At 66.0% G+C, this 20,929-nt stretch carries 20 protein-coding genes; 4 read left to right on the forward strand and 16 right to left on the reverse strand.

Annotation, left to right across the window (positions count from 1 at the left end):
• Nucleotides 1-9: 9 nt before the first annotated feature.
• The 6 genes from VF631_RS01095 to lysA form a co-directional block, all read right to left on the reverse strand.
• A complete protein-coding gene (locus VF631_RS01095) occupies nucleotides 10-870 on the reverse strand; it encodes a tetratricopeptide repeat protein (RefSeq protein ID WP_431848415.1) in 861 nt (286 codons plus the stop codon).
• A gap of 69 nt (nucleotides 871-939) precedes the next feature.
• A complete protein-coding gene (locus VF631_RS01100; RefSeq protein WP_431848416.1) occupies nucleotides 940-1,779 on the reverse strand; it encodes a helix-turn-helix domain-containing protein in 840 nt (279 codons plus the stop codon).
• Nucleotides 1,780-1,903: 124 nt separating this feature from the next.
• The gene (gene ptsP, locus VF631_RS01105; RefSeq protein ID WP_431848417.1) at nucleotides 1,904-4,174 is read right to left on the reverse strand and encodes a phosphoenolpyruvate--protein phosphotransferase; all 2,271 of its coding nucleotides are present in this window, start codon (nucleotides 4,172-4,174) and stop codon (nucleotides 1,904-1,906) included.
• Nucleotides 4,175-4,236: 62 nt separating this feature from the next.
• The gene (locus VF631_RS01110; protein WP_431848418.1) at nucleotides 4,237-5,268 is read right to left on the reverse strand and encodes an NAD(P)H-dependent flavin oxidoreductase; all 1,032 of its coding nucleotides are present in this window, start codon (nucleotides 5,266-5,268) and stop codon (nucleotides 4,237-4,239) included.
• Complete coding sequence (locus VF631_RS01115; protein WP_431848419.1) at nucleotides 5,265-6,506, reverse strand: aspartate kinase; 1,242 nt, start codon at nucleotides 6,504-6,506, stop codon at nucleotides 5,265-5,267. Before VF631_RS01115 ends, VF631_RS01110 begins: the two co-directional genes overlap by 4 nt.
• 40 nt (nucleotides 6,507-6,546) lie before the next feature.
• Nucleotides 6,547-7,812, reverse strand: coding sequence for a diaminopimelate decarboxylase (lysA, locus tag VF631_RS01120; RefSeq protein WP_431848420.1), 1,266 nt, complete (start codon nucleotides 7,810-7,812; stop codon nucleotides 6,547-6,549).
• Nucleotides 7,813-7,858: 46 nt separating this feature from the next.
• Between lysA and ubiG the strand changes: the two genes are divergently transcribed.
• Nucleotides 7,859-8,599, forward strand: coding sequence for a bifunctional 2-polyprenyl-6-hydroxyphenol methylase/3-demethylubiquinol 3-O-methyltransferase UbiG (gene ubiG / locus VF631_RS01125; protein WP_431848421.1), 741 nt, complete (start codon nucleotides 7,859-7,861; stop codon nucleotides 8,597-8,599).
• A 9-nt stretch (nucleotides 8,600-8,608) separates the two neighbouring features.
• Here ubiG and VF631_RS01130 read toward each other — a convergent pair whose 3' ends face one another.
• Nucleotides 8,609-9,256 (reverse strand): queuosine precursor transporter, encoded by a 648-nt coding sequence (locus VF631_RS01130; protein WP_431848422.1) that lies wholly within the window; start codon nucleotides 9,254-9,256, stop codon nucleotides 8,609-8,611.
• A gap of 99 nt (nucleotides 9,257-9,355) precedes the next feature.
• Here VF631_RS01130 and VF631_RS01135 point away from each other — a divergent pair, with 99 nt between their 5' ends.
• Together VF631_RS01135 and VF631_RS01140 are read left to right on the forward strand one after the other, a co-directional pair.
• Nucleotides 9,356-10,675: a NupC/NupG family nucleoside CNT transporter gene (locus tag VF631_RS01135; protein WP_431848423.1), complete on the forward strand. Its 1,320-nt coding sequence runs from the start codon at nucleotides 9,356-9,358 to the stop codon at nucleotides 10,673-10,675.
• A 55-nt stretch (nucleotides 10,676-10,730) separates the two neighbouring features.
• The gene (locus VF631_RS01140) at nucleotides 10,731-11,171 is read left to right on the forward strand and encodes a cupin domain-containing protein (protein WP_431848424.1); all 441 of its coding nucleotides are present in this window, start codon (nucleotides 10,731-10,733) and stop codon (nucleotides 11,169-11,171) included.
• Nucleotides 11,172-11,200: 29 nt separating this feature from the next.
• Here VF631_RS01140 and VF631_RS01145 read toward each other — a convergent pair whose 3' ends face one another.
• From VF631_RS01145 to VF631_RS01175, 7 genes are all read right to left on the reverse strand, one after another.
• On the reverse strand, nucleotides 11,201-11,608 hold the full coding sequence (locus VF631_RS01145) for a DUF3035 domain-containing protein (protein WP_431848425.1): 408 nt from the start codon (nucleotides 11,606-11,608) through the stop codon (nucleotides 11,201-11,203).
• A 1-nt stretch (nucleotide 11,609) separates the two neighbouring features.
• Nucleotides 11,610-12,212: a signal peptidase II gene (gene lspA / locus VF631_RS01150; protein WP_431848426.1), complete on the reverse strand. Its 603-nt coding sequence runs from the start codon at nucleotides 12,210-12,212 to the stop codon at nucleotides 11,610-11,612.
• Entirely contained in the window at nucleotides 12,205-15,138 is a 2,934-nt protein-coding gene (ileS, locus tag VF631_RS01155; protein WP_431848427.1) for an isoleucine--tRNA ligase, read from the reverse strand. The genes lspA and ileS overlap by 8 nt, the downstream gene beginning before the upstream one ends.
• 35 nt (nucleotides 15,139-15,173) lie before the next feature.
• Nucleotides 15,174-16,145 (reverse strand): glycerophosphodiester phosphodiesterase family protein, encoded by a 972-nt coding sequence (locus VF631_RS01160; RefSeq protein ID WP_431848428.1) that lies wholly within the window; start codon nucleotides 16,143-16,145, stop codon nucleotides 15,174-15,176.
• Nucleotides 16,142-17,065, reverse strand: coding sequence for a bifunctional riboflavin kinase/FAD synthetase (locus VF631_RS01165; RefSeq protein ID WP_431848429.1), 924 nt, complete (start codon nucleotides 17,063-17,065; stop codon nucleotides 16,142-16,144). The genes VF631_RS01160 and VF631_RS01165 overlap by 4 nt, the downstream gene beginning before the upstream one ends.
• Before the next feature lie 162 nt (nucleotides 17,066-17,227).
• Nucleotides 17,228-17,695 (reverse strand): dihydrofolate reductase, encoded by a 468-nt coding sequence (locus tag VF631_RS01170; protein WP_431848430.1) that lies wholly within the window; start codon nucleotides 17,693-17,695, stop codon nucleotides 17,228-17,230.
• A gap of 14 nt (nucleotides 17,696-17,709) precedes the next feature.
• Entirely contained in the window at nucleotides 17,710-18,504 is a 795-nt protein-coding gene (locus tag VF631_RS01175; RefSeq protein WP_431848431.1) for a thymidylate synthase, read from the reverse strand.
• Nucleotides 18,505-18,634: 130 nt separating this feature from the next.
• On the opposite strand from VF631_RS01175, the gene VF631_RS01180 reads away from it, so the two are divergent.
• On the forward strand, nucleotides 18,635-19,033 hold the full coding sequence (locus tag VF631_RS01180) for a JAB domain-containing protein (protein WP_431848432.1): 399 nt from the start codon (nucleotides 18,635-18,637) through the stop codon (nucleotides 19,031-19,033).
• Between the two features lie 4 nt (nucleotides 19,034-19,037).
• Here the strand turns inward: VF631_RS01180 and VF631_RS01185 are convergent, their stop codons facing one another.
• Both VF631_RS01185 and prfB read right to left on the reverse strand, forming a co-directional pair.
• Nucleotides 19,038-19,619, reverse strand: a complete 582-nt coding sequence (locus tag VF631_RS01185; protein ID WP_431848433.1) for a class I SAM-dependent methyltransferase — start codon at nucleotides 19,617-19,619, stop codon at nucleotides 19,038-19,040.
• 103 nt (nucleotides 19,620-19,722) lie between these two features.
• Nucleotides 19,723-20,850 (reverse strand): peptide chain release factor 2, encoded by a 1,128-nt coding sequence (gene prfB / locus VF631_RS01190; protein ID WP_431848434.1) that lies wholly within the window; start codon nucleotides 20,848-20,850, stop codon nucleotides 19,723-19,725.
• Nucleotides 20,851-20,929 lie beyond the last annotated feature (79 nt).

Here is a 20,929-nt window from a genome sequence, read left to right on the forward strand (position 1 = left end):
GGATGGCCCTCAAGCACGGCAGCCGGCCGCCTTGCGAGCGGCGGGTAGATCCTTGCGGATAGTTTCGCGCAGCCCGGCCCCGAAAACGTCCTGAAGCTCTGTGTAGACTTGGCAGGCTTCCGTGTTCTTCTTGAGGCGGGTCAACGCCTGGCCGAGGTAGAACAGGCTGTCAGCGGCGCGCTCACCCTTGGGGTCCGCTTCGTAATTGGCGAACAGGATCTTGGCGGCCGCGGCCGGCTTGCCGTCGTCCAGCAGCGCCCGTCCCGCCAGGTTGCGTGCCCAACTCGCCTTTGGATGAGTGGGGTGGCGCTTCGCCATCGCGTCAAGAGTTGCTTGCGCGTCGGAATAGCGTTTCTGCTCCCACAGCTTGAAGCCGGCGAGATAGGCTTGCTCGGGATCGGCATCGCCATTGGAGGTCAGCACCGCCGCGTCGGGCACCGGCAACTGCTCCGACGCCAATTGCGGGCGCTGCTCCGGGGTAGCCGCTGGGCGCTCGGCGGCCGTCAGCCGGGCTTCGGTATCCAGCTTGAAGCGGTTCATCGAGTCAGACAGCTGGCGCAGCTGGTTGCCATTTTCTTCGGCTTGTCCGGTAAGGCGGGCAAGCTGCGCCTCGAGCGCATCGATCCGGGCGGTCATGTCGGCGACGGCGCTGCCGGCTGGGACACCCGGAGCGGGACCAGCGGACGCAGCCGGGGGGCCGATCTCCGGCTCGACCGTCGCCTGGCGTCCTCCGGGAAATACCTTCCGCTGGACGGCCCGCAATTCGGCCTCGATCTTTTCGAGCCGGCGCTCGGCGGCACGATCCGTCTGTGCCACCGCCGGAGCCGCAACGCTCGCCAGCAGGATCAGTAGAAGAGCTTGATTACGCATGAACATTCCCCCGATTACCCGGAACATCAAAATAGCATGGACCAGCCATTGTGTCTTCACACTGAAGCATCATTGCGCGACCGGGCCGGGCGCGATCCCGGCCGGCGGGGCAGCTGGCCCAGGTACCCCGGTCGATGACTGCACACGGGCAAGCAGATCCTGAGGTAGCAGGCTCACATCGGCAACGGTTTGCCGCGGCGGGGCGAGCGGAGGAATCTTGGTTTGGCCAACCGTGATCCGCAGGGCATCAGGGCGTCCGGTGAGGATCTGCGGTGCGCGAGCGGTGGGCGGCACTTCGTAGCGTTGGTTGGCCTTGATCAAGCCCTCGAACAGCTTCGTTCCGCCCGCTTCGTAGATGCGCAGCCAGACATCATCGGCTGCCGTGATGGCGACCGGACCGGCCGAGGCTGGCTGCGGCTGCGGCTGCGGGACGACCGGTTCAGGCTGCGGCGCGGCGGCTACGGCGGGCGGCGCAGCGGTTGCGAGCTCGAGCGGGTCCGGCTCGTCCGTGGCGTTCGTGCGCCAGACCAGATAGCCGATCGCCAGAATGAGCGCGAGCAAACCGGCGGCGATAGCCAGCGAGCGCGGCGGCACCCGCGCGGGATCGGCTGGTTCGTATTGCGGTGCGCCGGAGCTCTTGGATCCACCGCCGCCAACCAATTCGCGAAGTTCAGCCCCTAGAGCCGTCCCATCGAGGCCGACGGCGTTGCCGTAGGAGCGCACGAACCCGATACAGTAAGTGATTGCAGGCAGCGCCTTCCACTCGCCGGCATCGATATGCTGGAGGTGGCGGACCGGCACGCGGGTGCGCGTCGCGATGTCCTCGAGGCTGTAGCCTTTCGCCTCCCGGGCGGCTTGCAGCCGTTCGCCGATCGATAGCGCGCCCGGATTGGCGTCAAGGTCACTCATACCGTACAATACCCCGCCCGAGCGCCCCCGCGCCGCATGGTTAACCAGATCAACTGTGAAACGGACGGGGGCTCGATTGTCAACCAAGCGGAGCGCCGACGCGGCCTTCCGCCGCAGCGCAAGCTCAGCCTATCGAAACTTCGTGCGTTTCAGCCCATTCGGTAAGCGCCGCTCGCATGTCGCCGGGCGGGTGGTCGAGAAAATGGTGCACGGCGGGACTCAGGCGCGCGCGGTCCAGCGATCGGATCATGGCCTTGATCGGCCCAACCGCGACTGGAGTGATCGACAGTCGGTTGATGCCGATCCCGATCAGCGCCATCGCTTCCAGCGTTCGCCCACCCATTTCGCCGCACACCGCAACCGGCACTTCATGCTCGGCGGCGGCTCGCACGATGCGTCGCAGGAAGCGCAGGATGGCGGGGGAAAGCCAGTCATAGCGCTCGGCGAGGCGCGGATTGGAGCGATCGGCGGCGAACAGGAACTGGGTGAGGTCGTTCGTGCCGATCGACAGGAAGTCGATGCGGGGAAGCAGGATATCAAGCGTCTCAGCGAGCGAGGGGACCTCCAGCATCGCGCCATAGCGAATGTGGCTCGGCAGCAGCTTGCGGTGCCTGGACATCCATTTGAGTTGGCTTTCCACTAGCGCCTTGGCTTCGTCGAACTCCCACGGTTCGGAGATCATCGGAAACATGACATTCAGTTCGCGGCCCGCCGCCGCTTCGAGAAGGGCGCGCGCCTGCGCCTTCATCAGCACGTCGCGGTCGAGCGAGAGCCGCAGGGCGCGCCAGCCCATGGCGGGGTTTTCCTCGGTCGCCTCCGCGACGTTCAGATAGGGCAGCGCCTTGTCTCCGCCGATATCCACAGTGCGGAAGATGACCGGCTTGTCGCCCGCGGCTTCCAGCACGGAACGGTAGAGCCGCTGCTGGCTTTCCCGCCCCGGCAGCGTTGCCGAGACCAGGAACTGGAACTCGGTGCGGAAAAGGCCGATTCCGTCGGCGCCGGTGACGTTCAAGGCCGCGACATCGTCGCGAAGTCCCGCGTTCACCATGACCGAGATGCGAACCCCGTCCTTGGTGATCGGAGGCTGGTCTCGAAGCGCCGCGAACTCCGCCCGGCGCTTTTGCGAGACCATGAGCTTGGCCTCGAACGCATCCTCGATCGGGCCGCTAGGACGGACCCACGCCACGCCATCGCTGACGTCCAGGAGCAGTGGATCGCCCTCCCCGATGACCCGCCGAACGTCGGCGACACGGCCCAGCATCGGCACACCCATGGCGCGCGCCACGATCGTCACGTGAGCTGTGAGCGAGCCCTCCTCCAGGATCACGCCCTTGAGCTTGCGGCGATCATATTCGAGCAGTTCTGCGGGACCGAGGTTGCGCGCGATCAGGATTGCCTCGTGCGGCAAGCCCATCTGCGCCGCGGTGCCAAGCTGGCCGGAGACGATGCGGAGCAGGCGATTGGCGAGATCGTCGAGATCGTGCATCCGCTCGGCGAGCAGCGGATCCTGGATCTCGCGCATGCGCATGCGGGTGCGCTGCTGGACGCGCTCGATCGCCGCCTCGGCGGTAAGGCCGCTGTCGATCGCGTCGTTGATGCGGCGCGACCAGCCCTCGTCATAGGCGAACATCTTGTAGGTCTCGAGGATCTCGTGATGCTCGCCCGCGGTGCCGAATTCGGCCAGGCTGGTCATCGTGTCGATCTGCTCACGCATCTTGCGGAACGCGGAATAAACGCGGTGCCGCTCCGCCTCGGTGTCCTCGGCGACGGTATGCTCGATGAGAACCCGGGGCTGGTGGTAGACTGCGCAGCCCCGGGCCATGCCCACGACGAGCTTGAGGCCGGACAGGCGCGCCGTTCCGCCGTCGCGCACCGCCGTCGCGGAGACGTTCTTGTCGACGAGGCCGGCGCCGGCGATCAGCTCGGACAGCACCATCGCAACCGTCTGCAGCGCTTCGATCTCGACATCGTCATAGGCACGCGGATCGGCATGCTGGACGCACAGCACGCCGATCGCCCGCTCGCGCCGGACGATCGGGACGCCCGCGAAGCTGTGGAACATGTCCTCGCCGGTCTCAGGCCGGTAGGCGAATTCGGGATGGCGGGTCGCCTCGTCCAGGTTGAGGATCCCGACCTGCTCGGCGATGGTGCCGACCAGGCCTTCGCCCATGGCGAGCTTGGTGACGTGGACCGCGCTTTGGTTGAGACCGAGGGTAGCGAACAGTTCCAGCACGCCGTCCCGGAGCAGATAGATGGAGCAGACCTCGCTCCGCATCGCCTCGGCGATGATCTTCACGACCTTGTTGAGCTTGGCCTGCGCGCCGGCCCGCGAGGCCATCACGTCGTGCAGCCCGGTCAGGATTTCGCGGGCGGACGTGGCGGAAGCGGTCGGCATGGGAGGAGCCTATCAGAACGGAGGCTCCAGAAGTCACCAGAAATGTTTGGTTCTACGGCAATTCAGGCGAGAACGGCTCGTCGGTCCAGCGCTGCCGCGGCTTCGTCCACCAGGTGGCGGATGATGTCAGCTGCCGGCTCTTCCTTTTTGACCATGCCGACCGACTGGCCGGCCATCACCGAGCCGGTCTCGACATCGCCGTCGATCACGGCGCGGCGGAGAGCGCCGGCCCAATAATGCTCGATCTGGAGCTGGGCTTCGGCCATTTCGACCGACTTGGCGTCGAGCAGGGCGGCGACCTCGCGCTGCTTCGCCGTGAAGGCCTCCGTCTCCTTGTTGCGGAGCGCACGCACCGGGATCACCGGCAACCGCGGATCGAACTGGACGGACGGAACCGCGTCGCGGGCCGATGCGCGGATGAAGGCGCGCTTGAAGTTGGGGTGGGCGATGCACTCGTTCGCGCAGACGAAGCGGGTGCCGAGCTGCACTCCGGCCGCGCCCATTTCGAGGTAACCGGCAATCGCCTCACCCCGCCCGATGCCGCCAGCGACGAAGACCGGAATATCGCCTGCCACCTCAGGGAGGATCTCCTGGGCAAGAACGTTGGTGGAGACCGGGCCGATATGACCGCCCGCTTCCATGCCTTCGATCACCAGGGCGTCGACACCGGAGCGGATCAGCTTGCGAGCGAGTGAGAGGGCAGGGGCGAAGCAGATCAGTTTTGCACCGGTCGCCTTGATGCGGTCGAGCGATCCGGACGGGGGGAGGCCGCCGGCCAGCACGATGTGGCCGACGCCGTGGCGCCCGCAGACTTCGATCAGCTCGGAAAGCTGCGGGTGCATGGTGATGAGGTTGACGCCGAACGGGCGCTCGGTGCGGGCTTTGGTCTCGGCGATCTCCGTGTCGAGCAAGGCGGGCGTCATCGCCCCGCAGGCGATCACCCCGAACGCGCCGGCGTTGGACAGAGCGGAAACCAGGTTCCGCTCCGAAATCCAGCTCATCGCTCCACCCATCACAGCGACCTCGCAACCGAGGAAGTCGGTGCCGCGGCGCATCAGGCTGCGCAGGCGATCGTGGCCGATCTGACCGCTCATGCCGCCGCTCCCGTATCGTCGAGGCCGTAAGCGGTGTGGAGCACGCGCACGGCAAGTTCGGTGTAATCTTCGGGGATCAGAACGGACACTTTGATTTCCGATGTGCTGATGGCGAGGATGTTGATCCCCCGTTCCGCGAGCGTGCGGAACATCTGGGCGGCGATGCCGGCGTTGGATCGCATGCCAACGCCGACCGCGCTGACCTTGACCACATCGGTATCGGTCAGGATCTCGCTAAAGCCGATCGCTTCCTGAGCGGATTTCAGAGCTTCCACGCTCTGGACGAGCGATGCCGTTGGAACGGTAAAGGTCAGGTCGCTCACCTCGCCACGGCGGGGGACGCTTTGGACGATCATGTCGACGTTGATGTTGGCGTCGGCCAGTGGCGCGAAGATCGCGGCAACCGTGCTCGGGCGATCGGGGAGTCCGGTCAGCGTCACGCGCGCCTCGTTCTTGTCGTAAGCGATCCCGGTGACGAGTTGACGTTCCATTCCAGATTTCTCCAACTCTTCGTCGTCGACGACCATGGTTCCAGGGCGGTCATCGAACGAGGACAGCACCTTGATCGGTATCCGCTCGCGCATGGCAAGGCCGACCGAGCGGGTCTGCAAGACCTTGGCGCCAACGGAGGCGAGTTCGAGCATTTCCTCGAAAGTGATGATCGGCAGCTTGCGAGCGCGCGGCACGATCCGCGGGTCGGTGGTGTAGACGCCGTCCACGTCGGTGTAGATGTCGCACCGGTCCGCCTTCATAGCGGCGGCGACGGCGACTGCAGACGTGTCGGAGCCCCCGCGGCCGAGCGTCGCAACGTCGCCAGCATCCGTCACGCCCTGAAAACCCGGGATGACGGCGATGCCACCCTCAGCGAAGACGCGTTCGAGCACGGCGGCATCAATGCCTTCGATCAGCGCCGCGGCGTGTCCCGAGGTTCGGATCGGCAGTTGCCAGCCCATGTAGGAGCGGGCGTTCACCCCCATCCCCTGGAGGGTGATCGCGAGCAGGCCGCTGGTGACCTGCTCGCCGCTCGCCACCACCACGTCATATTCACGCGCATCGTAAAGCGACGCGGCCTCGCGGCAGAACTGGATGAGACGGTCGGTCTCGCCCGCCATGGCGGACACGACGACCGCGACCTGGTTTCCGGCCTCCGCCTCACGCTTGACCAGGTTCGCGACGTGGCGAATCCGCTCGATGCCCGCCATCGAGGTGCCGCCGAACTTCATCACGATGCGAGCCATGTGGGCGAGGGATGTAGCGGCTGGGAACCGAAGGGCAAGGCTAGCGGGCGAGCCAATCGGGCAGGGGGTCCGCGGCGATGAGATGCTCTATGTCGATGCGGGCGCGGACCACGGCCCAGCGGCCGCCGTCGACGAGAACCTCGGGGGTGAGCGGGCGCGAATTGTAGGTGCTCGACATCGCCGCCGCATAGGCTCCGGCCGAGCGGAAAACGACGAGATCGTCGGCCGCGACCGCGTCCATCTCGCGGGCCATGGCGAAGGTGTCGCCGGTCTCGCAGACCGGGCCGACTACATTCAATGTCGCCCGCTCGCCGGAGGGAGCTACGGCGTCGATGGCGTGCCATGCGTCATACAGAGCGGGCCGCATCAAGTCGTTCATCGCGGCGTCGATCACGAGGAAAGGGTAAACGGCGCCGGGCTTGACCCGGATCACCCGCGTGAGGAGCACGCCGGCATTGGCCATCAGGAGTCTGCCAGGCTCGAACACCAAACGCGTATCCCAGTCGGCGGTCACCCGGTGGACCATCGCGCCGAACTCTTCCGGGCTCGGCGGGGGCGGCTTGCCCGGATCGTAAGGAACGCCGAGGCCGCCGCCGAGATCGGCGACCTTTATGTCGTGGCCGGCCTGGCGAAGCTCGCGGACCAGGCTGCCAACCTTGGTGAATGCACTTTTCAGTGGTGCGAGGCTCGTCAGCTGGCTCCCAATGTGAACGGCGACGCCCTGGAGGTCGAGGCCGGGCAGGGACGCGGCGTGAGCATAGGCGGCGACCGCATCGCCCAGCGGCACGCCGAACTTGTTCTCGGCAGAGCCGGTCGAGATTTTCGCATGCGTACCGGCGACCACGTCCGGGTTGACGCGAAAACCGACAGGGGCGCGGCGGCCCATGGCGGTTGCAATCTGCGACAGCATCTCCGCCTCGGCGACGGATTCGAGGTTGAACTGGAAGAGACCCTCGCCAAGCGCGAGCCGCATCTCTTCGGCTGTCTTGCCGACGCCCGCGAACACGATCTTCGACGGGTCGACTCCCGCCGCGCGGGCACGGCGATATTCCCCACCGGAGACAATGTCCGCTCCGAGCTCTTCGGCGGCAAAGGTGGCGAGAACGGCGGTGTTGGAATTGGCCTTCACCGCATAGGCGATGAGGGGGTCGTGAAGTCTCCTCAAGGCGGCGCGGAACACGCGTACGTGCCGGATCATCGTTGCCGTCGAATAGACGTAGACCGGGGTTCCGACCGCTTGCGCGATGTCGGCGAGCGGCACGTCCTCGCAGTGAAGCTGGCCGTTCCTGAGGTTGAAATGATCCATGGATAAGCACTTGGGAGAGGAGGGGTCAGCCGATATGAGGCCGGGCATGGCAAGCGCAAGCGAGAGTTCCGGCTCCACGGTCAATCCGCAGGAAGCGGCGCACTTCGGCCGGCTGGCGGAGGACTGGTGGAATCCGCGGGGCTCCTCGGCGATGCTGCACCGGCTGAACCCGGTTCGGCTCGGCTATATACGCGACCAGGTGAATGGTCATTGGGAGGCCGACCAGACGGATCGGCGACCATTGGCGGGCAAGCGCGCCGCGGACGTCGGTTGCGGGGCGGGGCTTCTGGCCGAGCCCCTGGCCAGGCTCGGAGCCAAGGTGACGGGGGTGGATCCCGCGCCCGAGAATGTGGCGGCGGCGCGGGTGCATGCCCAGGGGCAGGGCCTCGACATCGACTACCGCGTAGGCAGCGTGGAGGCGCTTGCCGGGCCCTACGATCTCGTCACCTGCCTGGAGGTGATCGAGCATGTGAGTGAGCCGGCAACCTTCGTGAGCGGGTTGGCGGATGCGCTCGCGCCGGACGGCCTGCTGATCATGTCGACTCCCAACAGGACCGCCGTGTCGCGGCTCGCGTTGATCGTGATCGGCGAGGGCACAGGACAGATTCCGCGCGGCACGCACGATTGGAAACAGTTCCTGAGCCCGGAGGAGCTTCGCTCGTTACTCGCAGGAGCGGGGCTGGAGGTGCTGGACATCGCCGGTCTCAGCTTCTCCGCATCGCGCGGCTTCACTCTGGGCAGGGACTTGTCCCTGGACTACTTCGTCACGGCCCGGCTCGCGCGCTGAGGCCTTTGTTCAGCTCTTTCGAGCGCCGTCGAGGTTCCGCCCCAGCGCCACCAGGCCGGTAATCACGACCGGGATCAGCACGATCGACAACACCACCTTAGCGAGCATCTGCCCGAGCATTAGATCGGCGATCGGGCGCACGCCGTAGAAGGCGATGGTGATGAAGATCAGGGTATCGACGATCTGGCTGAGAGCGCCCGCCACCATCGCCCGCACGGCGACAAGCCGGCCGCGGCCTCCCGCCACCTTGGAGAAGAGGAGCACGTTCAGCGACTGCGACACGCCGTAAGCGACGATGCCGGCCGCCATCAGCCGCCAGGTCTGGCCGAGAACGATCGGGAAGGCCGGCTTGGCGGGTTCATACATACCCTCGTCGGTCGGCAGCTGGATGACGATCCAGGTGAGCAGGATCGCGGCGAGAAGCGGCACGAAGCCGAACCGGACCAGGCTGTCCGCGACCGACCGGCCGTGCAGTTCCGCGACCGCGCTCGACAAGGCGACCAGCAACAGGAACGGGAAAATGCCCGCCTCGACCGCGAGCGGCCCCAAGGCAACCTGCTTGGCGCCGAGCACGCCCGCGATGCAGACCATGCCGCCGTATAGAATTGCGAACAGGAACAGCGAGCGGGGCAGGGCGGGAGGGGGGCTGGTCGACATCGCCGCGCCCTATCTGCTTTCCCGGCGCGGAAAAAGGGCTTGCCGCGCCACCTCATTCCAGCAAAGTCGCCGCCGAACGAGGGTGGGAGTGGAGCGGCGATGCAAAGCGGGCTGATTGCGCTGCCGGGAATGGCGCTTATCCTGGGCATCGCCGTCCTGCTTTCGTCCAACCGCCGCGCGATCAGGCTGCGCGTCGTCGCCGCCGCTTTCGCGCTGCAGGCGGGGATCGCGGTGCTGGTGCTCTACACGCCCTGGGGGCGGGCCGGCATCCAGGGCCTGGCGCACGGCGTCTCCAACCTGCTCGGCTATGCGACCAAGGGGACGGAATTCCTGTTCGGGCCGACCGCGACCAACCCGCTTGCCAACACCTTCGCGCTTGGCGCGCTGCCGGTGATCATCTTCTTCGCGGCGCTGGTGTCGATCCTCTATTATCTCGGCGTAATGCAGCGGATCGTGCGCTGGGTTGGCGGCGCGATCGGCTGGGTGACGGGGATCGGACGGGTGGAGTCGCTCGGCTCGGCCGCCAACATCTTCGTCGGCCAGTCGGAATCGCCACTGGTGGTGCGGCCCTACCTGGCGGCGCTGACCCCGCCGCAGCTGTTCACCCTCATGACGGTCGGCATGGCCGGCGTCGCGGGCACCATCCTCGCCGCTTATGCAAGCCTGCTCGGGCCGCAATATCTGCCGTTCCTGCTCGCCGCCGCCTTTATGTCCGCGCCGGGCGGCATCCTGATGGCGAAGATCATGATGCCGGACGAGAAGGCGTCGCCTGAGCCGGAGCAACTCGAGCTCCCCGCCGGGCGGATCAGCGGCGCCGGACCCGCGGCTCTGCTGCCAGAAGCGCATCCGGGGCGAACGGACGATATCGAGGTCGCCGAGACGTTCGAGGACGGCGAGCGGCCGGCCAACATCATCATGGCGGCGGCGCAGGGTGCGCAGACCGGCGTCAAGCTCGCCGTCGCGGTCGGCGCGATGGTGCTCGCTTTCGTCGCGCTTGTGGCGCTTGCCAACGGCCTGCTCGGCGGGGTCGGCGGCTGGTTTGGCCGGCCGGATCTCAGCTTCCAGCAGATTGTCGGCTGGGTATTCCAGCCGATCATGTTCCTGATCGGCGTCCCCTGGGCCGAGGCGGGCACCGCCGGCGGCCTGTTCGGCACCAAGATCGTGCTCAATGAATTCGTCGCGTTCATCGATCTCGGCAAGCTGGGGTCGGGCGCGTTGAGCGAGCGCAGCCGCGCGATCGTCACCTTCGCCTTGTGCGGCTTCGCCAATTTCAGTTCGATCGCGATCCAGATGGCGGTGACGGGCGGGCTCGCCCCCAATCAGCGGCCGGTCATCGCCCGGCTCGGTTTGAAGGCGCTGGTTGCGGGTTCGCTTGCAAACCTGATGAGCGCCGCGCTCGCCGGTCTCCTGCTCAGCTAGGGAACAGGAGCGTGCCGCCGCTGTTCATCTGCCGAACCAAATCGGAGGTACGGGCATGGGTGACCAAAAGGGCGACGACGCCAAGGGCAACAGCAAGAAGGGCTATCGCGACAATATCGAGGAGCTGACCCTCAACAACACCGATTTCCGCCGCGTGCTCTACACGGGCGAGCATATCCAGTTGGTGCTGATGTCGCTCAAACCGGGCGAGGAGATCGGCGCCGAAGTACATGACGACAAGGACCAGTTCTTTCGCTTCGAGAGCGGCACTGGCGAGGTGCTGATCAACGACAAGAGCAATCCGGTCGAGGACGGGATCGCGGTGATCGTGCCGGCGGGCGCCAAGCACAACGTGCGCAACACCGGCGATGACCTGCTCACCATGTATACGCTCTACGGTCCGCCCGATCACAAGGACAAGACGGTCCACAAGAGCAAGGATCAGGCCGAAAAGGACGAGGAAAACGACGAGTACGACGGCAAGCCGACGGAGTAAGGCTCCGTTGGCCGCCGCTTAGACGCGGCTCACTGCGGCGTGGCGACGCTCGCCTCTTTGCCGTTGCCCTCAGGGACGGCGAGGATCGTCTGGGTGACGTTGCCCTTGTCGACGACGTTGGTGTTGGGATCACCCGCGACCGAGCGCGCACCGGGAGCGGCGCGATCGGCTTCGGCTTCGCTCAGCACCTGCGTTTCGCCAGCACTGCGTGGAGCGGGACCGCCGAACAGCGTCTGGATCGCCTGGGTGCGGCTGTCGGTCGCGGTCGGCGACACGGCGCCCGGCTGGGGCGGCCGCAGCGCGAAATCAGGCGGCACCACCAGCGGCGCGTTACGGGCGACGGCGAACTCGTCCGGCCGGTCGCGATAAAGCCCGCCGCTGGAGCCGCAACCGGCAAGGGTCAGCATGGCAGCCGAGGCGAGGATCACGAAACGCATGTCAAACTTCCTTCCGGGAAGGCTTCGTTTCGCGCGTCAGAAGGGCGCGAACCAACAGAAGCAGAACGCCGATTGTAATCGCTGCATCGGCAACATTGAAGATCAAAAAGGGACGCCACTCTCCGAAATGCAAGTCGGCGAAATCAACCACATAGCCGAACCGCATGCGATCGACGATATTGCCGAGCGCGCCGCCCAGCACGAGCGAAAGCGCCATCGCGTCGTCGCGGCGCTTCTCACGCCAGATCCAGTACACGACCCCAGCAGCGATTGCGGCGGTGAACAGGACCAGCAGCCACCGCGCAAAATCGCTGCTGGCCGTGAGGAAGCCCATCGAGACGCCCCGATTCTCGATCCAGGTCAGATCGAAGAAGCTGAGCAGGTCCATGTGGCGACGCTGCTGCAAACGAAGCGTGTCCGTGACGATGAACTTGGTCAGCTGATCGAGCGCGAACACGATACCGGCGATGCTGAAGGCCAACGTGCGATGGTCGCCAGCCCCCGCGCGAGCGCGGGCGGCGGGGGCGCCGCGCTGGCCGACCGGCGGATATGCACCGGACTGCTGGTTGGCCTCGGCCGCACCGGAGGATGTCGGATCAGCCATTCACAACCTCATCGCAGCGGGCGCACAGCGCGCCGTCCTCGGAAACTTCGGGCAACAGCCGCCAGCAGCGGCCGCATTTTTCATAGTCGGAGCGGTGGACGATGATCGTCGGCCCGGATGCAGCTTTCTCGAAACCCACATCCGAGACGATGAAGAGTTCGGCGAGTTCGGGCGTGGTCGCGCGCGGGCGGTCAAGATCGTCGGGATAGCCGATCGTGACCTTGGCTTCCAGGCTGGAGCCGAGTTCCTTGGCACGCCGCTTGGGTTCGATCTCCCCGGAGACGAGCAAGCGCAGGGCCAGCAACTTGTCCCATTCTGCGCGGTCCACATCCTCCGCCCAGGCTGGATCTAGCTCCGGCCAGGTGAGGAGGTGAACTGAACCGGCGTCGGGAAAGCGACTGACCCAGACTTCCTCGGCGGTGAAGACGAGGATCGGCGTGGCGTAGCGCACGAGGGCGTGGAACAGGGTGTCGAGCACGGTGCGATAGGCACGGCGCTTGATGCTGTCCGGCGCGTCGCAATAAAGGCAGTCCTTGCGGATATCGAAGAAGAAGGCGGACAGTTCGTTGTTCGCAAAGTCCGTCAGAGCGCGCGCGTAGCGGCCGAATTCGTAGCTGGCGGGCTGGGCGTCGGTGCCGACGACGGCTTTCAGCGTCGCGTCCAGCTCGATCAGGCGGGCGAGCATGTAGCGCTCCAGGTCGGGCATTTCGGCAAGCGTGACGCGCTCGGCCTCGTCGAAGTCGCTGAGGGCGCCGAGCAGGTAGCGGAAGGTGTTGCGCAGCTTGCGATAGGCGTCCGAGGTGCCGGCCAGCACTTCCTTGCCGATCCGGACATCCTCGAAATAATCGGTCGAGGCGACCCACAGGCGCAGGATATCGGCGCCATTGTCGCGGATGACGGCGAGCGGATCGACGACGTTGCCGATCGACTTGGACATCTTGCGGCCTTGCGCGTCGAGGGCGAAGCCGTGGGTCAGCACCTGCTCGTAGGGCGCGCGGCCGCGGGTGCCGGCGCTTTCGAGCAGGGAGGACTGAAACCAGCCGCGATGCTGGTCGGACCCTTCGACATAAATGTCGGCGCGGACGCCCTCGCCGTAGCGCTCCTCGATCACATAGGCGTGGGTGGAGCCGCTATCGAACCACACGTCGAGGATGTCGTTGACCGGCTCGTAATCGGCGAGGTTGTAGTCGTTGCCGAGCAGCCGCTGGTGATCGCCGGTAAACCAGCCGTCTGCGCCGTCGGTGCTGAACGCCTGCACGATGCGGGAATTGACCGCCTCGTCGCGGAGATATTCGCCGGTCTTGCGATGGACGTAGAGCGCGATCGGCACCCCCCAGGCGCGCTGACGGGAGATCACCCAGTCCGGGCGGCCTTCCACCATCGCGCGGATGCGGTTGCGGGATTTCTCGGGGACCCAGCGGGTGTAGTCGATGGCAGTGAGGGCGGTGGCTCTTAGCCCCTCCCCCTTGCGGGGAGGGGTTGGGGAGGGGGTGCGCTCCGCAGGAGCGCGCGAGTGCTGCGCACTCGCACCCCCCACCCCGCCCTCCCCCGCAAGGGGGGAGGGAGAGGAGGACGGCTCGCTTTGCGAGCCGGCGTCGCTAGGCTGATCCATCGGGATGAACCATTGCGGCGTCGCGCGGAAGATCACCTTGGCTTTGGACCGCCACGAATGCGGGTAGCTGTGCTTGAAATCCGCGCTCGCCGCGAGCAGCGCGCCGGCCTCGCGCAGGTCCGAGCAGATCGGGCCGTCGGGGGCGTTGAACTTGGCGTTGATCACCGATCCCTGGCCGCCGAGCCAGGCCCAGTCCCCGCGGTAGCGCCCGTCATCCTCGACCGCGAACACGGTGTCGATCCCGTGCACCTTGCACAGCAGGAAATCGTCCTCGCCATGATCCGGCGCCATGTGGACGAGGCCGGTGCCCTGATCAGTGGTGACGAACTCGCCGGGAAGGAACGGGCGGGGCTTGGCGAAGAAGCCCCCGAGATGATGCATTGGGTGACGGGCGACGGCGCCGGCGAGATCGGAGCCTTTGCCCTCCCAGTATATCTCACGCGCGTCCTGTGACAGGACCCGGCCGTACAACTCGCCTGAAAGAACCAGTGCTTTGGCGACGAGTAGCTTCGGCCCACCCCACTCGCCAATGAGGTAGTATTCCACCTCCGGCCCGTAGGCGATCGCTTGGTTGACCGGGATCGTCCAGGGCGTCGTCGTCCAGATCACCGCATGGGCGCCGACCAGCTCGGGGATCGGGCTCTCGACAATCTCGAACGCCACGTCGATCTGGGTGGACGTGATGTCCTCATATTCGACTTCCGCCTCGGCCAGCGCGGTTTTCTCGACCGGGCTCCACATCACCGGCTTGGCGCCGCGGTAGATCTGGCCCGTCATCGCGAACTTGTGGAGCTCGGCGACGATCGCGGCTTCGCTCTCGTAGCGCATGGTGAGGTAGGGATCGTCCCACTCGCCCATCACGCCCAGACGCTGGAACTGCTCGGACTGCACCGCCACCCACTTCTCGGCGAAGGCGCGGCATTCGGCGCGGAACTCGGCGCGGGGGACCTGGTCCTTGTCGAGCTTCTTCTTGCGATAGCCTTCCTCGACCTTCCATTCGATCGGCAGGCCGTGGCAGTCCCAGCCGGGAATGTAGGGCGCGTCGAAACCCCTGAGACTCGCCGCGCGGAGGACCATGTCCTTTAGGATCTTGTTCATCGCATGGCCCATGTGGATGTCGCCATTGGCGTAGGGCGGGCCATCGTGGAGGATGAAGCGGGGGCGCCCGGAGCGCTCTCGTCTGAGTTGCCCGTACAGGTCCTCGTCCGCCCAGCGCGCGAGGATGGCGGGCTCCTTGCTCGCGAGACCGGCTTTCATCGGGAAGTCGGTCTTGGGCAGGAAGACCGTGTCTTTGTAATCGGGTTTTTCGGACATTTGGACGTGGGCTTAGCGGCGGGGAGGGGGAGCGTCTAGCGCCCGAGGGCGCGGCCGATGCCATACATGTCGTCGACCCAGAGATAACCTTTGAAGGCGCGCGGCACCTCGCCGAGCTGTTCGGGTCGTTCGATGCCTCGCGCCGAGCCTTGATCCTCCATCTCGCCGATCACGATCACGCGGGCGTTCACCGACGCCATCCGCTGCTGGAAGCGGTTGGGCCAGCCCCAGACCGCCCATTGATAATTGAGCGGCACCACGACCGTGCCGTTTCGACAGCTCTCCGGAATCCAGCCGGTCCAGCCCCAGTAGAGATAGTCGAGAGCGCAGGCTTTCACGCTGTCCTTGCTCCAGATCCAAACGCCCGGAGCGATTTTGCGCATGCGCTCGAGCACGCGTTCGTGGCCATAAAAGGAGTAGCGGTCGTCGAGCGTCACGCCTGCGCGCCCGAAGGCCGCGGCAAGGATGTCGGCGTCGCGCGGGTCCTTGCTCTTGAAATTGAACACGAAGTTCTGGTTCGGGAACTTCTGTAGCACCTCTTCAACGGTCGGCATCGCGCCGATGCCGGCGCCGCGCAGCGGGAAGGTCCTGCCACCGTCGGCGGTGTAGCCGTATCCGATGTCGAGCTTCTTGAGCTCGGCAAGGCTGTGCTCGCGCGTCACGCCTTTGCCGTTGGTGCGGCAATCGACGGTCCAGTCGTGGAAGACGACGGCATGTCCGTCGGTCGTCGGGTGCATGTCGAGTTCGATCGAGTGCGCGCCCAGCGTCGAGGCGCGCTGCATCGACCGGACTGTGTTCTCCAGGTAGTTGTGCTCGGGCGGGTGTATGCGCGTCGCGGTGCACGTGTCCCGGCGAACGCCCTCGTGGTCATATTGCTGGCCGACGCCGCGATGCGCGACCAGCTTCAGCCGGCCGGGCGGGGTCGGCGCCAGCCAAGAGGCGTTGATCAGCGACAAGGTGACCGCCACCAGCGCGATGAAGATCAGGGCTACCTTCCCTTTGGTCACAGGAGCCGCCGCCGCGCCTCTGCGCAATCCAGTCCCATCTGCTCCGTCAACGCCCCCAGGCCATCGAACTTCGCTTCGGGGCGAATGAAGGAGATCAACTTCACTTCGATCGTTTGCCCGTAAAGGTCGCCCGCGAATTCAAAAAAGTGCGCTTCGAGCAGCTCTTTGGGCGGCTCGAAGGTCGGCCGGATCCCGAGATTGGCAGCGCCGTCCAGCACGCGCCCGTCAGGGAGCCGCCCACGTGCCGCGTAGATGCCGTATCGAGGGCGGAGATATTTGCCGAGCCCGAGGTTCGCGGTCGGGTAGCCGATCGTGCGGCCGCGCTTGTCGCCATGTTCGACGACGCCTTCGATCGCGAACGGGCGGGTGAGCAGCCGCGCGGCAGTGTCGCAATCGCCGGCCTGCAAGGCCTCGCGGATGCGGCTGGAGGAGACGGGTTCGCCATCCCCCAGCACCGGCGCGACCGCGTCGACGCTGAGCCCGTGGCTCGTGCCCAGCCTCCGCAGCACCTCGACATTGCCGCCGCGGTTTTTCCCAAACGTGAAATCCTCGCCGGTCACCACGCCCGCCGCTCCAATCAGGCGGACCAGATGCTCGCTGACGAACTCTTCAGCCGCGAGTGAAGCCAGCGCGCCGTCGAAGCGGAACACGAGCATCGCATCGGCGCCGGCCGTGGCGAACAGGCGCTGGCGTTGGTCGAGGCTGGTGAGGCGAAAGGGCGGCAGGTCCTGCTCGAAGAAACGCACCGGGTGCGGGTCGAACGTGGCGACCAGCGCCGGCCGCCCTTCGGCATGCGCGCGCTCGACCGCCCGGCCCACCACCGCCTGGTGGCCGAGGTGAAAGCCATCGAAATTGCCGAGCGCGACGATGCCCCCACGAAGCGAAGCCGGAACCGCCGAGCCGCCCTCCAGCCGCTCCATGCGGCGGGGTATAGGGCGCTTTCACCTGCTCGTCATCCCGGCGAAGGCGCGCGTAATCCTCACGTGACGTCGCCCCGGACTTGATCCGAGGCCGGGCGATCTTCTGCTCCCCGGCCACAAAGAAGCCTGGGCCCGGATCAAGTCCGGGCCGACGCGAGGTGGCTATGCGCGGACCAGGGTGACGAAGCTGAAGCCGGGCTTGCCGTCCGTGGCTGGCAGGGCCTCACGGGCCTCCTCACGCCATCGCGTCGGACCAAACGGTGGAATGGTCACGTCGCCCTCGATATCTTCATGCACCTCCGTCAGCTCGATCCTGTCCGCCAGCGGCTCGAACAAAGCGAACAGCTCCGCGCCGCCGATCACCGACACCCGGCCCGGCCCGGCAAGCTCCAGCGCCTCCTCAGGCGTGCGCGCGACCTCCGCCCCGTCCGCTTCCCAGGCGCTGCCGCGGGTGAGGACGATGTGCCGCCGCCCCGGCAGCAGGCCCGGCAGGCTCTCGAACGTCCTGCGGCCCATGATCATCGGCGTGCCGAGCGTCAGCGCCTTGAAGCGCTTCAGATCCGCCGGGATATGCCAGGGCAGCTTGCCATTGCGGCCGATCACGCCATCGTCCGCGCGGGCGACGACCAAGACGACCTCTTGCCTCAGATCGCCACCGGCGCGGCGATGTGCGGGTGGGGATCGTAGCCGCTGATCTCAAAGTCCTCGTAGGCGTAGCCGTCGATCGCGTCGGGGCGGCGCTTGATCGTCAGGCGGGGGAGGGCCCGCTGCTCCCGCGTGAGTTGCAGCCGGGCCTGCTCCAGGTGGTTGGAATAAAGATGGCAGTCGCCGCCCGTCCAGACGAACACGCCCGGTTCCAGCCCGCACTGCTGCGCGAGCATGTGGGTAAGCAAGGCGTAGCTCGCGATGTTGAACGGCACGCCCAGGAACACGTCGGCACTTCGCTGGTAGAGCTGGAGGTTGAGCCGCCCGTTCACCACCTGGGTCTGGAACAGGCAGTGGCAGGGGGCGAGCGCCATACGGGGAAGCTCGGCAGGGTTCCACGCGGAGACGATCTGGCGGCGCGAGGCGGGATCGCGGTTGATAAGTTCGATGAGCTGCGCGATCTGGTCGATGCGGGCGCCGTCCGGACCTTCCCAGGACCGCCACTGCTTGCCGTAGACGGGCCCGAGATCCCCGCTTTCGTCGGCCCATTCGTTCCAGATGCTGACCTTGTTGTCCTGCAGGTAGCGCACGTTGGTGTCGCCGTTCAGGAACCAGAGCAGTTCGATGACGATCGAGCGCAAATGCAGTTTCTTGGTGGTGACGAGCGGGAACCCGTCGGCAAGGTCGAAGCGCATCTGGTGGCCGAACACGCTGAGCGTGCCGACGCCCGTGCGGTCCTGCTGGGCCACGCCTTCGTCGAGGATGCGCTGGAGAAGCTGGTGGTAGGCCTGCATGGGCCGCTTATGGCGGCGGATCGGTGGCTTTCCAAGCGTGGCGGTTTCTCTCCGGAATAGAGTAACTTACCTCCGGTTCGGATCATCTGGCAGGGGCAGGCCGGCATTGGGACTGGCATGCAATCCGCCGATGCCCACTGCCGATTCAGCGCCGATCCGGATCGGGACCGCTCGCGACGCCGCCAATCTGCTGGCACCGACGTTCGCGGGCGCCGCTCGCGAGCGCCTCGCGGTCCTCTACCTCGGCTCAGACGGCACGGTGCTTTGCGTGAGCGAGACCCGGCTCGGCGGGGAAGTTTCGATCGATCTGCCGCTACGGGCGATCATTGCAGAGGCTCTTCGGCTGAATGCCACCGGATTGATTCTTGCACATAATCATCCCAGTGGGGACCCGATGCCGAGCGCAGCCGACCAGGCTGCCACCGGCACTTTGATCAGGGTTGCGGGAGAACTCGGGATCCAGATCCACGATCACCTGATCTTCGCCGGCGGCGAATGCCGCAGCTTCCGCGCGCTGGGCCTTCTTTGAAGCGTCAGGCCGGGCAAATCGGGATCGCACTTGGCTCGGGGCGAGCCCCCTTTGCGATGAACTGGGCGAAGTAGGAGTCGCTGTCCGGCAGCCGCTCGAAGCGGGCCAGTTCATATCCCACCGCGCTGAACTCGCAGAGCAGCAGGCGGGGCGGCGTGCCGTGGCGATCGGTGGTACGATCCGCGTCGACGACGATCAGGCTCCCATCCTTCTTGAGCGCGGTGCGGATGTGCCAGAGGAATTCGCTCGGCCGGGCGATCTCATGATACATGTGAATGAGGAAAATACGGTCGAAAGACACGTCCGGCAGCTTCGGATCGTTCGGCTCGCCAAGTTTGACCGCAACATTGTCGAGCCGCTCGCGGCTGACGCGCCTGGCGAGCTCGTCGCGGGTCGCGGGCACGATATCCTGGGCCAGAACACGGCCTTGGCGCCCGACCAGCGGGGACAGGCGAACCGTGTAATAGCCTTCGCCCGCGCCGATATCGGCCACGGACATCCCGGAGGCTACGCCGGCCAGCTGCATCACCGTCTCAAACTCGCCGACGCTGTCCCGCGCATCCTCATTGGAATAGCGCGAGGACACGATTGGAGCGACGGGCCGCTGCGGTTCCGGGAAAGAGGATTTGACGGGCTGTTGGGCATCGCAGGCGGGGGCAAGGAGAGCGAGGGCGATCGCACTCGAGCGTCTAGTCCACATCTTCCACCTCGACCTTTTCGCCGGACACGCGCTGCGACAGCGCCGCGGCCATGAAGCGGTCGAGATCCCCATCCAGCACGTCCGACGGAGCGGTGGAGGTGACGCCGGTGCGCAGATCCTTGACCAGCTGATAGGGCTGGAGAACGTAGGAGCGGATCTGGTGGCCCCAGCCGATGTCGGTCTTGTTAGACTCGGTCACATTGGCTTCGGCTTCGCGGATCTGCAGTTCGCGCTCGTACAATCGCGCGCGCAGCTGGTTGTACGCCTCAGCCTTGTTCTTGTGCTGCGAACGCTGGTTCTGGCACTGGACGACGATGCCGGTGGGCAAATGGGTGATGCGGACTGCGGAGTCGGTCGTATTGATGTGCTGCCCGCCCGCGCCCGATGCGCGATAAGTATCAATCCTCAATTCGCTGTCGTTGACCTCGATATCGATGTTGTCGTCGATGACCGGATAGACCCAGACGCTCGAGAAACTGGTGTGGCGGCGGGCGTTGGAATCGTAGGGGCTGATCCGCACCAGCCTATGCACGCCGCTTTCGGTCTTGGCATAGCCGTAGGCATTTTCGCCCTTGATCAGCAGGGTCGCGGACTTGATGCCGGCCTGCTCGCCGGCGTGGTAATCGACCAGCTCGACCTTCATGCCGCGGCGTTCGGCCCAGCGCGTGTACATGCGCTGCAGCATCTCGGCCCAATCCTGGCTTTCCGTGCCGCCCGCGCCCGCATTGACCTCGATATAGGTGTCGTTGGCATCGGCCTCGCCGGCGAGCAGGGCGGTGACCTTGTCCTTCTCGGCCCGATCGGCCAGCTCGGCGAGCGAGGCGACAGCGTCGTCGGCCAACGCCTGATCGCCTTCCGCTTCGGCCAGCTCTATCATCTCGAGCGTGTCGCTCAGCTCCTGCTCGATCTTGCGAGTGGCCGTAATCGCTTCATCCAGCCGCCGCCGTTCGCGCATCACCTCCTGCGCGGCTTTGGCGTCGCTCCACAACGCCGGATCCTCGACGCGATTGTTGAGTTCGTCGAGCCGCCGGAGCGCCCGATCCCAGTCGAGGAAGCGGCGAAGAAGATCGAGGGCGGACCGGATCTGGTCGGCATAGGTTTGCGCTTCGGCGCGCATGGACGTGTCCTTACATGGTCACGTCATGCCAGGAACCCCGAAGGCTGGCATCCATACAGAAGCGGAACTTGGCACCGAG

It is taken from the genome of Allosphingosinicella sp. (assembly GCF_036387615.1).
In the GTDB taxonomy this organism is placed as follows: Bacteria; Pseudomonadota; Alphaproteobacteria; order Sphingomonadales; family Sphingomonadaceae; genus Allosphingosinicella.

What these genes read in the sequence shown, in the direction of transcription:
- VF631_RS01135 (WP_431848423.1), top strand. Translation starts at nt 9,356, where the DNA reads ATGCAAAGCGGGCTGATTGCGCTGCCGGGAATGGCGCTTATCCTGGGC.
- VF631_RS01140 (WP_431848424.1), top strand. Translation starts at nt 10,731, where the DNA reads ATGGGTGACCAAAAGGGCGACGACGCCAAGGGCAACAGCAAGAAGGGC.
- VF631_RS01145 (WP_431848425.1), bottom strand. Translation starts at nt 11,608, where the DNA reads ATGCGTTTCGTGATCCTCGCCTCGGCTGCCATGCTGACCCTTGCCGGT.
- VF631_RS01175 (WP_431848431.1), bottom strand. Translation starts at nt 18,504, where the DNA reads ATGCAGGCCTACCACCAGCTTCTCCAGCGCATCCTCGACGAAGGCGTG.
- VF631_RS01100 (WP_431848416.1), bottom strand. Translation starts at nt 1,779, where the DNA reads ATGAGTGACCTTGACGCCAATCCGGGCGCGCTATCGATCGGCGAACGG.
- ubiG (WP_431848421.1), top strand. Translation starts at nt 7,859, where the DNA reads ATGGCAAGCGCAAGCGAGAGTTCCGGCTCCACGGTCAATCCGCAGGAA.
- VF631_RS01115 (WP_431848419.1), bottom strand. Translation starts at nt 6,506, where the DNA reads ATGGCTCGCATCGTGATGAAGTTCGGCGGCACCTCGATGGCGGGCATC.
- VF631_RS01165 (WP_431848429.1), bottom strand. Translation starts at nt 17,065, where the DNA reads ATGGAGCGGCTGGAGGGCGGCTCGGCGGTTCCGGCTTCGCTTCGTGGG.
- VF631_RS01130 (WP_431848422.1), bottom strand. Translation starts at nt 9,256, where the DNA reads ATGTCGACCAGCCCCCCTCCCGCCCTGCCCCGCTCGCTGTTCCTGTTC.
- VF631_RS01095 (WP_431848415.1), bottom strand. Translation starts at nt 870, where the DNA reads ATGCGTAATCAAGCTCTTCTACTGATCCTGCTGGCGAGCGTTGCGGCT.
- prfB (WP_431848434.1), bottom strand. Translation starts at nt 20,850, where the DNA reads ATGCGCGCCGAAGCGCAAACCTATGCCGACCAGATCCGGTCCGCCCTC.
- ptsP (WP_431848417.1), bottom strand. Translation starts at nt 4,174, where the DNA reads ATGCCGACCGCTTCCGCCACGTCCGCCCGCGAAATCCTGACCGGGCTG.
- VF631_RS01110 (WP_431848418.1), bottom strand. Translation starts at nt 5,268, where the DNA reads ATGAGCGGTCAGATCGGCCACGATCGCCTGCGCAGCCTGATGCGCCGC.
- VF631_RS01180 (WP_431848432.1), top strand. Translation starts at nt 18,635, where the DNA reads ATGCCCACTGCCGATTCAGCGCCGATCCGGATCGGGACCGCTCGCGAC.
- ileS (WP_431848427.1), bottom strand. Translation starts at nt 15,138, where the DNA reads ATGTCCGAAAAACCCGATTACAAAGACACGGTCTTCCTGCCCAAGACC.
- lspA (WP_431848426.1), bottom strand. Translation starts at nt 12,212, where the DNA reads ATGGCTGATCCGACATCCTCCGGTGCGGCCGAGGCCAACCAGCAGTCC.
- lysA (WP_431848420.1), bottom strand. Translation starts at nt 7,812, where the DNA reads ATGGATCATTTCAACCTCAGGAACGGCCAGCTTCACTGCGAGGACGTG.